This is a genomic window from Chromohalobacter sp. HP20-39 (assembly GCF_033052815.1).
Classification (GTDB): Bacteria; Pseudomonadota; Gammaproteobacteria; order Pseudomonadales; family Halomonadaceae; genus Chromohalobacter.
Map to the genome: position 1 here is coordinate 53812 of NZ_JAWHTP010000005.1, position 11999 is coordinate 65810.

Annotated in this window: 10 protein-coding genes; 8 read left to right on the plus strand and 2 right to left on the minus strand. The window is 61.4% G+C overall.

What is annotated here, in order from left to right; translation table 11 throughout:
- Positions 1 to 301: 301 nt before the first annotated feature.
- Both RVY79_RS11765 and RVY79_RS11770 read left to right on the plus strand, forming a co-directional pair.
- The gene (locus RVY79_RS11765) at positions 302 to 1021 is read left to right on the plus strand and encodes a response regulator (protein WP_317464373.1); all 720 of its coding nucleotides are present in this window, start codon (positions 302 to 304) and stop codon (positions 1019 to 1021) included.
- 5 nt (positions 1022 to 1026) lie between these two features.
- On the plus strand, positions 1027 to 2670 hold the full coding sequence (locus RVY79_RS11770; protein ID WP_317464587.1) for an ATP-binding protein: 1644 nt from the start codon (positions 1027 to 1029) through the stop codon (positions 2668 to 2670).
- A gap of 71 nt (positions 2671 to 2741) precedes the next feature.
- On the opposite strand, the gene RVY79_RS11775 is transcribed toward RVY79_RS11770, so the two are convergent.
- Positions 2742 to 3656 (minus strand): LysR family transcriptional regulator, encoded by a 915-nt coding sequence (locus tag RVY79_RS11775; protein WP_317464374.1) that lies wholly within the window; start codon positions 3654 to 3656, stop codon positions 2742 to 2744.
- Between the two features lie 151 nt (positions 3657 to 3807).
- Between RVY79_RS11775 and metE the strand changes: the two genes are divergently transcribed.
- Together metE and RVY79_RS11785 are read left to right on the plus strand one after the other, a co-directional pair.
- Positions 3808 to 6093 (plus strand): 5-methyltetrahydropteroyltriglutamate--homocysteine S-methyltransferase, encoded by a 2286-nt coding sequence (gene metE, locus RVY79_RS11780; RefSeq protein ID WP_317464375.1) that lies wholly within the window; start codon positions 3808 to 3810, stop codon positions 6091 to 6093.
- Positions 6094 to 6293: 200 nt separating this feature from the next.
- Positions 6294 to 7082, plus strand: a complete 789-nt coding sequence (locus RVY79_RS11785; RefSeq protein WP_317464377.1) for a C-type lysozyme, inhibitor — start codon at positions 6294 to 6296, stop codon at positions 7080 to 7082.
- 58 nt (positions 7083 to 7140) lie between these two features.
- On the opposite strand, the gene RVY79_RS11790 is transcribed toward RVY79_RS11785, so the two are convergent.
- A complete protein-coding gene (locus RVY79_RS11790; RefSeq protein WP_317464378.1) occupies positions 7141 to 8022 on the minus strand; it encodes a MurR/RpiR family transcriptional regulator in 882 nt (293 codons plus the stop codon).
- Between the two features lie 126 nt (positions 8023 to 8148).
- On the opposite strand from RVY79_RS11790, the gene RVY79_RS11795 reads away from it, so the two are divergent.
- The 4 genes from RVY79_RS11795 to RVY79_RS11810 all read left to right on the plus strand — a co-directional run bounded on the left by RVY79_RS11795 (position 8149) and on the right by RVY79_RS11810 (position 11982).
- Entirely contained in the window at positions 8149 to 8949 is an 801-nt protein-coding gene (locus tag RVY79_RS11795; protein WP_317464379.1) for an N-formylglutamate amidohydrolase, read from the plus strand.
- The gene (locus RVY79_RS11800; RefSeq protein WP_317464380.1) at positions 8942 to 9538 is read left to right on the plus strand and encodes a TRAP transporter small permease subunit; all 597 of its coding nucleotides are present in this window, start codon (positions 8942 to 8944) and stop codon (positions 9536 to 9538) included. Before RVY79_RS11795 ends, RVY79_RS11800 begins: the two co-directional genes overlap by 8 nt.
- Positions 9538 to 10860, plus strand: coding sequence for a TRAP transporter large permease subunit (locus tag RVY79_RS11805; RefSeq protein ID WP_317464381.1), 1323 nt, complete (start codon positions 9538 to 9540; stop codon positions 10858 to 10860). The genes RVY79_RS11800 and RVY79_RS11805 overlap by 1 nt, the downstream gene beginning before the upstream one ends.
- A 69-nt stretch (positions 10861 to 10929) precedes the next feature.
- Positions 10930 to 11982: a TRAP transporter substrate-binding protein gene (locus RVY79_RS11810; RefSeq protein ID WP_317464383.1), complete on the plus strand. Its 1053-nt coding sequence runs from the start codon at positions 10930 to 10932 to the stop codon at positions 11980 to 11982.
- Positions 11983 to 11999: the final 17 nt, after the last annotated feature.

An 11999-nucleotide genomic window follows, 5' to 3' on the forward strand; every position in this document is an offset into this window, starting at 1 on the left:
GTCTGTGTCTCTTCTGGGGGTTATTCTTGCGCTTCGTCAAGAAATCTATAACTCGCTGCCACGCGACGATTTTTCAATCAGCGTGGCGATCTCTATGATGCTCGACAGCTACTCGAGAGTGAATTCGGGTATCATCGCTCGCTATCCGCTATGGTAGGGAGTGGCGGCATGCACGCCTTTGTCGCGCCGCTTATTCCGGCGGAGTCTCCCTGGATAGCGCAACGAATACAAAATAAAGACGAACGGAACTCGCACGACAAGGCCGAAGGTAGGCAGGGCTTCATGGCATTAATGTAAAGGGATGGATGACAGCTTGGACAGCAGCAGACATCACGATCACGTCCTGATCATAGAGGACGACGAGCGTCTGGCGCATCTGACGCGAGAATATCTCGAGGCGAATGAATTCCAGGTCGATCTGGAATATGACGGCGCACGTGCCGTGGAACGCATCCTCGACGAACAGCCGGACATGGTCATTCTCGATCTCATGTTGCCCGGCGAGGATGGCCTTTCCATCTGCCGTCGCGTGCGTGGCCAGTATGCCGGCCCCATTCTCATGTTGACTGCGCGTACCGACGATATGGACCAGGTGCTTGGCCTTGAAATGGGGGCCGACGACTATGTGCCCAAGCCGGTGCAGCCGCGCGTGCTGTTGGCGCGCATGCGTGCCCTGCTGCGTCGTGCTGACGCCTTGGACGCCGCCAGCGGTGCTACCCGGTTGAACTTCGGCGACCTGCTCATCGACAGTGCCACGCGCGAGGCCTGGTTAAACGACGAGCGTATCGACTTGACCAGTGCCGAATTCGACCTGTTGTGGCTCTTGGCCGACAATGCCGGCCACGTGCTGACCCGCGAGGAAATCTTTTCGCAGTTGCGGGGCATCAAGTATGACGGCCAGGATCGCTCCATCGATGTGCGGGTCTCGCGTATTCGGCCCAAGATCGGCGACGATCCCAATCAACCGCACCGAATCAAGACCGTGCGCAGTAAAGGGTATCTGTTCGTCAAGGATAGCTAACGTTGATGCGGCGAACCCTGTCGGACAGTACCTTCCTGCGCGTGTACGTTTTGCTACTGCTGGCGTTGGTGCTGACATTCGGACTCGCGTTGCTGGGTTACCTGATGGTCGATCAGGTGCGCCAGGAAAATTACCGCGAGCGTTTGGCCAGCGGTCCGATGCAGGTGCTGGCAGAGTTGGTTGCTGAGCAACCGGCCGATAAGCGCGATGAATGGCTGGCATCGATGTCATCGACGTTGGGCGTGCCCATGGCGCTGCATCCCATCGATGACGTATCGCTGAGTTACTTCGACCGCTCGCGGCTCAAGGAAGGTCGCCCGTTGATTGAGCGTCACGACGCGGCATGGTCGGTGCTGCAGCACCTTCCGGATACGCCTTGGCTGTTGGAAGTGCGTGTCGGTGGGCTCCAGGAGATGCAGCTACGCGGCGCGACCGAAGCACTGCGAACGTGGCTCAGCGGCGTCTCTCAAGACGAGAGCGCCGAACGCTTGGCGCGTTTGCAGCATGCCTTCAAGATTCCCCTGGAGGTGTCGCTGACGCTGCCCTCGGGTGTCGACCCCATTCAACGGGCGCGTCTCGAAGGCGGAGAAGTCGTGGTGCGCCTCGAGCCGGGGCGCGGCGTTTTGTATGTGCATGCGCGGCTGGGGGCGGATCGCTGGCTCAATATCGGCCCCATCCCATCCTTCGAGCCGATGCCTATCTCGTTGGCGCTGGCGCTGCTGAGCATCATGTTGCTGGTGCTGGCGGGCACCATTTATTTCGTAGTGCGCGGCGTGGAAGGGCGCGTGGAGCGCCTGGAACGTGCCGCTACGCGCATCGCCGGGGGGCATCTGGATACGCGGGTCAAGGTCGAGAGCAGCGACTTTCTCGGACGGCTGGGGATGGCCTTCAATGGCATGGCGGCCCAAGTGCAGTCGTTGTTGCGCACACAGCAGGAAATGATCCGCGCCGTCTCCCATGAATTGCGCACCCCGGTGGCACGTATCCGCTTTGCGGTGCAGATGGTCGAGGACATGACCGATGAGCCCGTGGTGCGGCGCCAGTTGCAGGATATCGACGGCGACATCGAGGAACTCGATCAGCTCGTCGACGAGATTCTGACCTACGCCCGCCTGGGCAGTGACAGCGCCCAGGGCATCCAGCTCGCCACCGAGACCACCGATTGTCGCGGCATGGCCCATCGCGTGGTCGATACTCTGGCACCGCTGCACGCGCATTTGCGTCTGCAGGTGCTGGAAGGCGATGACGTCGACGTCGAGGCCGATCCGCGCTATCTGCAACGCGCGCTTTCCAATCTCGTGGCCAATGCCTGCCGCCATGCGGAAGGGCATGTTCATGTGAGCGTGACGCGGGAAGCGCGCGCCGTGCGCCTGGATGTCGAGGACGACGGTGCGGGGGTCCCCGAAGCCGATCGCCTGCTGATCTTCAAACCCTTCGCGCGCCTCGACGACAGTCGCACGCGGCGTTCCGGCGGTTATGGCCTGGGGCTCTCCATCGTGCAGAAAATCATGGCCTGGCATGGCGGCAGCGTCGTGGTCGAGCGTAGCCAGCGGCTCGGTGGGGCGCGCTTCAGTCTATTGTTGCCGACCCCGGATCTCCTCCAGGGCGATCCGCGCCACGCTCGAACGCGCCGCGCGGACGATGCCTGATCGACATCGCACTCGCCGGACGATTGCATGTCGCAAGCGCCGACGTGGACGCATGGTGACGAGACGTGTGGCTACGCCGGCTTGATCCCTTCCAGTACCGCGAAGGAGGTTTCGCGCGCGGTGCGCAGGAAGTCCTCCATCCATGGTTCGTCGCGGCTTTCCTCGCGAATGGCCGCGAACAGCGTGCTCCACACCCCTTGCTCGCCGAGATGCAGGGCGCGCACATAGCCGCGTTCCAGGTACTCGGTGAGTGCCCAGTTGGGCAGCGCGCAGACCCCGCGTCCGCTGGCGACCAATTGCATCATCATGATCGTCAACTCGGCGGTGCGCACCTCGGCTGGCGTGAAGCCTGCGGGTGTCAGGAACTGGGTGAAGACGTCGAGGCGTGTGTGCTCGACCGGATAGGTGATCAGTGTCTCGCAGGCCAGTTGTGCCGGCGTGACCCAGTCGTGACGTGCCAGCGGGTGTTGCTTGCCCACCGCCAGTAGCCCTTCGTAGCGGAACAGGGGTTCGTAATGAATGCCGGCCAGCGGTTGGGGATCGGCAGTGATCACCAAATCCAGCGATTCCCGCGCCAGCGAGGGCAAGGCATCGAAACTGTAGCCGCTGGGAATATCGACCTCGACTTCCGGCCAGTGATCGCGAAAGTGATCGATGGTCGGCATCAACCACTGAAAGCAGCTATGGCATTCGATGGCCATGTGCAAGCGTCCTTGTTCATGGCCGGCCAGGCGTGCCAGATCGCGTTCCGCCATGCGGATCTGTGGCAGGATCTGCTCGGCCAGCGTGAGCAGGCGCTCGCCCGCCCGCGTGAAGGTGACCGGACGTGTCTTGCGCTGGAAAAGGGGCGTGTCCAGGCGCTCCTCGAGATCCTTGATCTGATGCGAGAGCGCCGATTGAGTGAGATGCACACGTTCGGCGGCCTCGACGAGCGAGCCGGCGTCACGGAGTGCGATCAAGGTGCGGAGATGGCGAAGCTCGAGCATGGTGTATGAGTGCCGTTCATTTTGATGATTAGTTAATTTAGTTTGATTCACGCACTACCGCCAGCGAGACTGCCCGCCAGCACATCACGGCATTGCGACGCCGTGAACACGAAGGCACTTATTCTAGCCGCATACCGCAAGGGGAAACACGATGGCGCTGGCACACATTCTGGGTTATCCGCGCATTGGCGCGAACCGTGAGTTGAAAAAGGCCGTCGAGGCCTACTGGAAAGGCGATATCGATCAGGCCGCGCTAGAGCAACGCGGCAAGGCGCTGCGTGCCGCACACTGGCAAGCCAGTCGCGATGCGGGGCTTGATCTTGTCACCGTGGGCGACTTCGCTTTCTACGACCAGGTGCTCAATGTCAGCGCGCTGCTGGGTGCGGTACCGCCGCGTTTCGGGGCCGTCGAAGGCGACGTCGACCTGGACACGACGTTCCGCATGGCGCGTGGTCGGGCACCCACCGGCGAGCCCGCGGCGGCCTGTGAGATGACCAAGTATTTCGATACCAACTACCACTACCTGGTCCCCGAACTGCATGCCGATCAACGCTTCCGAGTGGCCTCCACGCGGTTGTTCGACGAGGTTGCCGAAGCCCAGGCTGAGGGGCACCCGGTCAAGGTGGCGTTGCTGGGGCCCATCAGTTGGTTGTGGCTGGCCAAGGAAAAAAGCGAGGGGCTCGATCGTCTGACCCTGCTCGATGCGTTGTTGCCGGTGTATGGCGAGATCCTCGAGCGTTTGGCCGCGCAGGGCGTCGAATGGGTACAGCTCGACGAGCCGGCGCTGGTGCAGGACTTGCCCCGCGACTGGCGTCAGGCCTTCGAGGCCGCTTACAACAAGTTGCAGTCCGCGCGAGTCAAGCTTCTGGTGGCGACCTATTTCGGCGCCCTGGGCGACAACCTGGGCCTGGCTGCCGGATTGCCGGTCGCCGGGCTGCACATCGATACGGTCCGCGCGCCCGAACAGCTCGATGCGGTGCTCGACCGCCTTCCCACCTATAAAGTGCTGTCCATCGGCGCCATCGACGGGCGCAACATCTGGCGCGCCGATCTGGCGGCGCTGCGCGAGCGCCTGCAAGTGGCCCGCGCGCGCCTCGGCGAGCGTCTGTGGATCTCGGCCTCCTGCTCGCTGCTGCACGTGCCGGTGGACCTCGAGGCGGAAACCGATCTCGACGACGAGCTCAAGAGTTGGCTGGCCTTCGCCCGCCAGAAGCTCGATGAAATCGTCACCGTGGCACACTTGCTCGACGGGCGTGCCACGGGCGAGGACACGGCGCGTCTGGAAGCCGCCACGCAAGCGCTGGAGTCACGCCGCAACTCCCCACGCATTCACAAACCCGCCGTGGGCGAGCGCCTGGCGGGTACGTCCGCCGCCGACGCCGAGCGCCCGAGTCCTTACGGTGCACGCGCCAAGGCTCAGCTTCGTCATCTCGACCTGCCGCTGTTCCCGACCACTACCATCGGTTCGTTCCCGCAGACGCAGGACATCCGCGCCGCGCGCCGTGCCTTCAAGAATGGTGAATTGAGCCGCGATGCCTACGAGGCACGCATGCGTGAGGAGATCGTCCACGCCGTCGAACGTCAGGAAGCCCTGGACATCGACGTGCCGGTCCACGGCGAGCCTGAGCGTAACGATATGGTCGAGTATTTCGGCGAACTGCTGGATGGTTTTGCCTTCACGCGCTTCGGCTGGGTGCAAAGTTACGGCTCGCGCTGTGTGAAGCCGCCGGTGATCTTCGGCGATGTGAGCCGCCCCGGCCCGATGACGGTGCGCTGGAGCGAGTACGCGCAATCGCTGACCGACAAGCCCATGAAGGGCATGCTCACTGGGCCGGTGACGATCCTGCAGTGGTCCTTCGTGCGCGACGACCAGCCGCGCGATGCTACCTGTCGCCAGATCGCCCTGTCCCTGCGTGACGAAGTCGCCGATCTCGAAGCGGCGGGCATCAAGATCATTCAGATCGACGAGCCGGCACTACGTGAAGGCCTGCCGCTACGGCAGGGCGAATGGCAGCGCTACCTCGACTGGGCGGTGGAAAGCTTCAAGTTGAGCGCGGCCGTGGCTCGCGACGAGACGCAGATTCACACCCACATGTGCTACTCGGAGTTCAACGACATCATCGCCGCCATCGCGGCGTTGGACGCCGACGTGATCACCATCGAGACGTCGCGTTCGGATATGGAATTGCTCGACGCCTTCCAGGACTTCGCCTATCCCAACGAGATCGGCCCGGGGGTGTATGACATTCATTCGCCCAACATTCCCGAGGTGGAATGGATGGTGCAGTTGATGGAAAAAGCCGCCGAGAAGATTCCCGCCGAGCGGCTTTGGGTCAACCCGGATTGCGGTTTGAAGACGCGCGGCTGGGCGGAAGTCGAGCCGGCATTGGCGAACATGGTCGAGGCGGCCAAGGAACTGCGTCGCCGCCACGGGTAAGCGTCCCGCTGAGATGCCATGAATACGCCGCCTAGCCGATGCTTGGCGGCGCATTTCGTATGGTACCGGTGTTTCTCGTGGCGCCAGCGTTTCTCATGGCATGAGGACTGGTATGCTATCGGCCGTCTTTGATTGAACGATATCGCATGCAATACGCCCCGCTGATGTGGGGTGGGTCCTGACCAGCAAGGAGAAGCTGAATGTTCCCCAGAATGTCTCGACGTGCGCGGCACGTCTTGTCGGGTGTGGTATGCGTTGCCATGTTGGGTGGCTGCGCCAGTTCCGACGGCCCGCCACAGGTGCGCGACGCCTCCGGGGATGGCTTCACGCCTCCGCCACGTCTCGAAGCCCCGGATGATGTCTCCAGCGAGCCTGAATCGCCCTTGCTGCCGAGTGCCTTTTTTGCCGATGGCGCAGAGGCATTCGTCTCCTGGCGTTGCACGCCGGCCCAGGATTTGATCTCGGCGGCACCCGAGGGGCACTTGCGGCTCTGGTCGGGGCAGGGTTACTACGCGCTCGAGCGTAGCGTGGTCGCCGAGGGTAAACGCTATCGCAAGGGCACCCTGATATTCGCCCAACAGGGCGATGAGGCGCACGTCGAAAGCGACAACGGCCAATTGGCGTGCCAGCAAGATGCCCGTCGCGAAGCGATCACGCGCGCCGACGCCCCGAATGTAATCTTCAAGGGGCAGGGCAACGAGCCCGGCTGGACGCTCGAACTCGATCGCGAGGCGCCGCAACTCACGCTGATCACGCAATACGGCGAGCAAAAGCGCACGCTGGATTATCGAGTCACGCGGCTCGACAACGGTCATCAGGCCGCCATGACGCTCAAGGCCGGCGACGCCGACGCGCCCGTGACCGTCGAGCTCAAGGCGCGAGCCTGTTTCGACAGCATGAGCGGCAAGCCGTATCCCGTTCGGGTGCGTGTCGAGGAGGCAGGGCGTACTTGGGTCGGCTGCGGCCAGGGTGTCGAGAGTATCCGCTGAATGGTGCGCGCAATGTCGTGAGTCATGGATGACCAATAAGCCGTTAAGAAAGTCGACGTCAGGTGAACTTACGAAAGAAATGCGTCGTGTCGAACAACTCATCTAACCGTTCATAGCGATCTCGGGCGTCTGGCCAGCGTTGCTCCTGGACGGCGGCGATCATGGTCTCCAGCAGCATCATGGTCGCCACGTTGGAGTCCCATCCCGAGGGAATCTCTACCCAGCAGTGAAAGGTCAAATCGGCGAGCGACGAAATGGGGGAGCCCCATTGGTCGGTGAATAGCACGATTTGCGCACCCTGCTGTTGAACTATCTCCGTCAGGCGCAGCAGGTTGGTCTCATACCGCCGGATGTCGAAGATCAGCAGGGTGTCTCCTGGCTTCATGTCCAGCACGTAATGCGGCCAGGTGCCCGAAGACGACGTCATATGGGTGACCCCGGGGCGCACCGCCTGGAAATGCGTGAAGGCATAATCGGCCAGGGCCTGGGTGATGCGTCCGCCGACGATGTAAAGGCGCTTCTCGGCATCGGCCAGTTGGCGAGTCGCTTGATCGAACCGCTCGGTATCAATATGGGCGAAGGTCTGCTGCAGGTTATTCGTGACCGCCTGAGAGAAGCGGTTGAGCAGATGCATCCTGGGGGCTTCGGATGACCAATTGTCGCGCCTCTTGGTGGGGCCGATCCCTTTTGCTTCCAGTTCGCGCAACAGTGCTTTGTGAAATTCCGGATAACCCTTGAACCCCAATTTCTTGACCATCCTTGCCACGGTGGGAGACGACACGCCCACGTTGCTTGCCACGATAGTGATCGAGGCGAGGCCAGCTGCGGGATAGTTATCGAGCAAGGCATTGGCAAACTTGCGTTCCCCTTGCGTCAACACCGAGTAGTGCTCTCGGATCAGTTCACGCACGGTTGAGGTGGCATTGGCGGTCGCTCTCACACTTTTCTCCCGGGTAGGCTTTGCGCGGGTGCTGATCGTGACATTTCAGCGCTATCACGGCCTTTGAAAAAATATTGACACGTGGTCTTGGCGACGTCTATATCTTTACAGAGTCGCGGAGAATTCATGATGTCCAGCGAATTAGAACAATTATCCCCGAACATCGAGATCCTCTATCGGTACGCCAAGGGCCCGGTTCTCCTGCTGTGCGAGCACGCGTCGTACCATATACCCGAGGACTATCAGGGACTGGGACTGGACCCCGCCCATCAGCGCAGTCACGCGGTATGGGATCCTGGCGCACGCAATGTGGCCGTTGCACTGTCGGGGATGCTCAATGCCCCGCTTGTGGCTAGCCGTGTCTCGCGGCTGGTCTATGACTGCAATCGCCCTCCCGAGGCCGCCAGCGCGATGCCGGAGCGTTCCGAGATCGTCGAGGTGCCGGGCAATCGAGATCTGACGCCAACGCAGCGAGCCGTTCGGGTAGAGGCCGTCTACTACCCGTTTTGCAAGGCTGTGGCGCAGGTGCTGGCACAGCGTACGGCTCAGAATATCCCCACCGTGCTGATCACGGTGCATAGCTTCACGCCCACCTTTCATGGCCGGGTGCGCGCGGTCGAGATCGGCATTCTGCATGATGCCGACCGCCGTCTGGCCGATGCGATGCTGGCGCACGCCCATCGCCTGCCTCATCGATGCATCCAGCGCAACGCGCCCTATGGGCCGCAGGACGGCGTCACCCATTCGCTGGTTCGCCACGGTATCGACAATGGCTTGGCGAACGTGATGATCGAGATTCGTAACGACTTGCTGGCCACTCTGGAAGACGCCAACGCCATGGCTCGGGAACTGATGCAGCTTATCCAGCCGGCGCTGTCAGCTATCGGTGTCGAGCTTGTGCTCGGGGAGGGTAAGCACGATGCCTAGTGCCATCCTCTGCTACATCAGCGTGATTGACGCGATGAACCGCTTCATTGGGCGGATCGCGATGTACCTGATCTTCGTGCTGATCGCGGTGTTGTTGTGGTCCTCGGTCTCCAAAGTGTTTTTGACACCCACGATGTGGACGCTGGAGACCGCACAGTTCGTCATGGTGGCGTATTTCGTGCTGGGCGGACCTTACTCGATCCAACTGGGCTCGAATGTACGCATGGATCTCTTCTACGGCGAGTGGAGCCCGAAGACCAAGGCGTGGGTCGATGCCTTCACGGTCTTCTTCCTGATTTTCTATCTCGGCGTCCTGCTCTATGGGGGGCTGGTATCGACGGCCTATTCCCTCGGCTACTTCGGGGATGAGCCCTTCCGCTTCTTTCTCAGCCTCATTGGCACCTTCTTCACGGAGGGGCCCGCGGCAGCCGGTGACCAGCTTGGTTTTCTGGAGCGTAGTCCAACGGCCTGGCGACCCTGGCTTTGGCCCATCAAGACCGTGCTTTGTCTCGGCGTGTTGCTGATGATCCTTCAGTCTCTCGCCGAATTTTTCCGGGATATTGGCCGTCTGCGCGGGGTGTTCGACTGATGTCGTACGAGATGATTGCCATCGTCATGTTCAGCTCGATGATGCTGATGCTGCTCACCGGGCAGCGTGTTTTCGGCGCTATCGGCTTCGTCGGCGCCCTGGCAGGCGTCCTGCTGTGGGGCACTGGTGGGGGCGACATCCCATTCTCATCGGCGATGAAGCTGATGAAATGGTACCCGCTGCTGACCCTGCCGATGTTCATCTTCATGGGGTATGTGCTCTCGGAGAGCCGTATCGCCGATGACCTCTACCGGATGTTTCATGTCTGGATGGGCCCGGTCAAAGGCGGCCTGGCCATTGGCACGATCGGCCTGATGGTGTTGATCTCGGCCATGAACGGGCTGTCGGTGGCCGGGATGGCGATCGGCGCCACCATCGCTTTGCCCGAACTGCTCCGGCGCGGTTACGACAAGATCATGGTCACCGGTGTCATCCAGGCGGGATCCAGCCTCGGCATTCTAGTGCCTCCCTCGGTGGTGCTGGTGCTGTACGCCATGATCGCGCGCCAGCCCGTGGGGCAATTGTGGCTAGCCGGCGTGCTACCGGGGCTGATGATGGCGACGCTCTTCATTCTCTATATCTATGTGCGCTGCCGCCTTCAGCCAGGCCTGGGCCCCGTCCTTCCCGTCGAGGAGCGGAACGTGTCGCTGGCCGAGAAGCTGCGTCTGCTGAGGGCGGGGCTGCTGCCCCTGGTGATCTTTGCGGTGATGATGGTCCCCTTCGTCAAGGGCTGGACATCCCTGGTCGAGAGTTCGGCGGTCGGTGCAGTGGCCGCGCTGCTGGCGGCTATCCTCAAGGGACGAATGACGCGCCAGGTCTTCGAGGTGTCGGTGCGAAAGACGTTGGCCATCTCCTGCATGTTCATGTGGATCATCCTGGCGGCATTGGCCTTCGGGGCCATATTCGACGGGCTGGGCGCGGTGAAGGCCATCGAGGGCCTGTTTACCGAACGCCTGGGACTCTCGCCCTGGGTGATTCTGATCCTCATGCAGCTCAGCTTCATCGTCATGGGAACCTTTCTCGACGATACCGCCATGCTGGTGATTGTCGCGCCGCTTTACGTGCCGCTGGTCGAGGCACTGGGGTTCGATCTGATCTGGTATGGCGTGCTCTATACGATCACCACGCAGATCGCCTACATGACGCCGCCGTTCGGATACAACCTTTTCCTGATGCGTGCCATGGCACCTCCGGAGATCGGGTTGCGTGACATCTATTTATCCATCCTCCCCTTCGTGGTGGTGATGATGGCGGCCCTGAGTCTGGTGATGGCCTTTCCACAGATTGCTCTTTGGCTTCCAGGCTATATTTATGGGAATTGACAGCAATGTGACCGAGCAACAAGAGCCCTGCCAAGGGCCATTCGATAGTGACACCAGGAGAGCGAGAAAATGACAACAAGACGCAAATTTCTGATCAATGCCGCAGCGGGTGCGGCCATCGTGCCGCTGGCCTCGAGAGTCATGGCGCAATCATCCTCCGAGCCGACCATCAATTGGCGCATGCAGACCTATGCCGGTGCCGCATTGGCCGAGCATGTTGCCAAGCCCGCCATCGACCTGTTCAACCGGATCGCTGGGGATCGCATGCAGATCGAGTTGTACAGTGCAGATCAACTGGTGCCGACGGGGGAGCTATTCCGAGCACTGCAACGTGGCACCATCGACGCCGTGCAATCGGATGACGATTCGATGGCGTCGCCCACCGAGGTCACCGTCTTCGGCGGCTATTTCCCTTTCGGGTGCCGTTATAGCCTTGATGTGCCGGTGCTGTTCAACCAGTACGGGCTCAAGGAAATCTGGGAAGAGGAGTACGCCAAGGTTGGTGTCAAGCATGTCAGCGCCGGCGCCTGGGATCCGTGCCATTTCGCCACCAAAGAGCCGATTCGCAGCCTCAAGGATCTGGAGGGCAAACGCATCTTTACCTTCCCCACCGCAGGGCGGTTTCTCTCCCGGTTCGGCGTCGTACCGGTGACCTTGCCCTGGGAGGATATTGAGGTGGCCTTGCAGACCGGCGAGCTGGACGGGATCGCCTGGTCCGGCATCACCGAGGATTACACGGTCGGTTGGGCTAACGTCACCAACTACTTCCTGACCAACAACATCTCGGGTGCCTGGATCGGCCACTTCTTCGTCAATATGGAGCGCTGGGAGGCGCTGCCGGAGGACCTCAGGATGCTGTTCGAGATGTGCTGTGAGCAGTCTCACTACCATCGCCAATACTGGTACTGGGGCGGCGAGGCCAGACTGCGCGTCCACGGTGACAAGCTGGAGCTGACCTCGATTCCCGATGACGAATGGGATCAGGTAGAGACGGCCGCCCAGGAGTTCTGGGATGAAATCGCGGCGCAATCTGAGACCAAGGCCAAAGTGGTCGCAATCTTCAAGCAGTACAACGCCGATATGCGCAATGCCGGCAGGCCCTATCGATACAGCGCTACATGAATCGATCCCCCGGTATT